Raw genomic sequence first — 1,283 nt, 5'->3', positions numbered from 1 at the left:
CCGGGGCGTGGTGCGCACCCATGCGTGGTCCTCGGCGTCCAGGCCGGCCTGGACGCGCTCCACGTCCTCGGGGGTCGGATCGGACGGGCGGCGGGAGGCCAGCCAGGCCGGCAACAGCTCGGCGAGGTCCCCGGTGAGCCAGTGGCCGTCCGGGTCGCCGAGGACGCCGACCACCAGCTCGGTGCCCCGGGCGGCCGCCCGGCGGTGCAGGACGAGCAGCGCGGCGAGCTGGACGAGCCGGCCGGCGCCGGCCTGGGCCGGGCCGCTGTCGACCAGGGCGACGATCCGCCCGCGAACCGCCGGTGTGCTGAACTCGGATGCATGGTGGAGGAGTTCACCGTCGACGAAGCGCCGGAGGAACTCGTCCGGGTAGTCGTCGGCGAGCAGCCACTCGGAGGGCAACAACCGGTCCGGCCGGCCGGCACGGGTGAGGCCGCCGAGGCCGTCCGGGTCGCCGAGGACGTCCGCGACGGGCTCGCGCGTGCCGACCAGGGTGTCCAGACGGCGCAGCAACGGGCCGAGGGCGACGGCGAGTTCGGGGCTGAGCGCAGAAAGGGTGGCGGCCCAGGGGGCGAGGGCTGCGGGCAGGCGGGTGGCCGTCATCGCTCCGCGCTCCGGGTGTACGGCTCCAGGGCGTCCGGGGAGCCGGCGGGCGGGGGCGGGTCGGCGACCAGCGCGTGGCCCGGGACGAGCACGCAGAGCTGTCCGTCCTCGGCACCGAGCGCGCGGCGCCATAGGGCGGCGGCGGGCCCGGGCCGGGCGGTGGTGGGAACCAGCAGGCCGGCGTCACGGCCGAGGTAGCGGGCACCGTCGGCCCACGGCAGATCGGCCCCGGCGCCCAGGACGAGAAGGACCGCCGTGCCTGTGTCGGACGGGGCTGCTGCACCGGACGGGGTGCTGGGGTTGGACGGCGTGCTGGGGTTGGACGGGGTTCCTGTGCCGGGCGCGGCGCCTGCGCCGTCCCGGGCTCCGGCGTCGCCCCGGGCGCTCGCGCCGTTCGGCGCGCCTGCGGCGGCGAGCGTCGTGCCACCGTCGAGCGTCGTGCCACCGGCGGGCGTCGTGCCACCGGCGGGCGGGCCGTCGGCGAGGACGCCGAGGCGGGCGCCGTCGCGGAGCCGGTCCCGGGTCGCGGCGGCCAGCGCGGGCACCGCGTCGCCCAGGGCGAGCACGGCGGCGGCGGGCAGCGGGGGCTCGCGGCGCTCCCACCGCAGGGGGAACGACGGCAAGGGGAACGAAGCCGGGGGCAACGAAGGCGGGGCGGTGGTCACGAGGGCGTGACCGCC

At 78.8% G+C, this 1,283-nt stretch carries 2 pseudogenes; both read right to left on the bottom strand.

What is annotated here, in order from left to right:
* Positions 1-603, bottom strand: a pseudogene (locus tag ACFC1F_RS43425) (hypothetical protein); the annotation flags it as partial.
* Positions 600-1,283 (bottom strand): annotated as a pseudogene (locus tag ACFC1F_RS43420) (hypothetical protein); the annotation flags it as partial. The pseudogenes ACFC1F_RS43425 and ACFC1F_RS43420, both read right to left, overlap by 4 nt.

Source organism: Kitasatospora sp. NPDC056181, from assembly GCF_042266225.1.
GTDB lineage: Bacteria > Actinomycetota > Actinomycetes > Streptomycetales > Streptomycetaceae > Kitasatospora.
The sequence above is the reverse complement of the archived record's forward strand: the minus strand, read 5'-3'. Positions and strand labels throughout refer to the sequence as shown.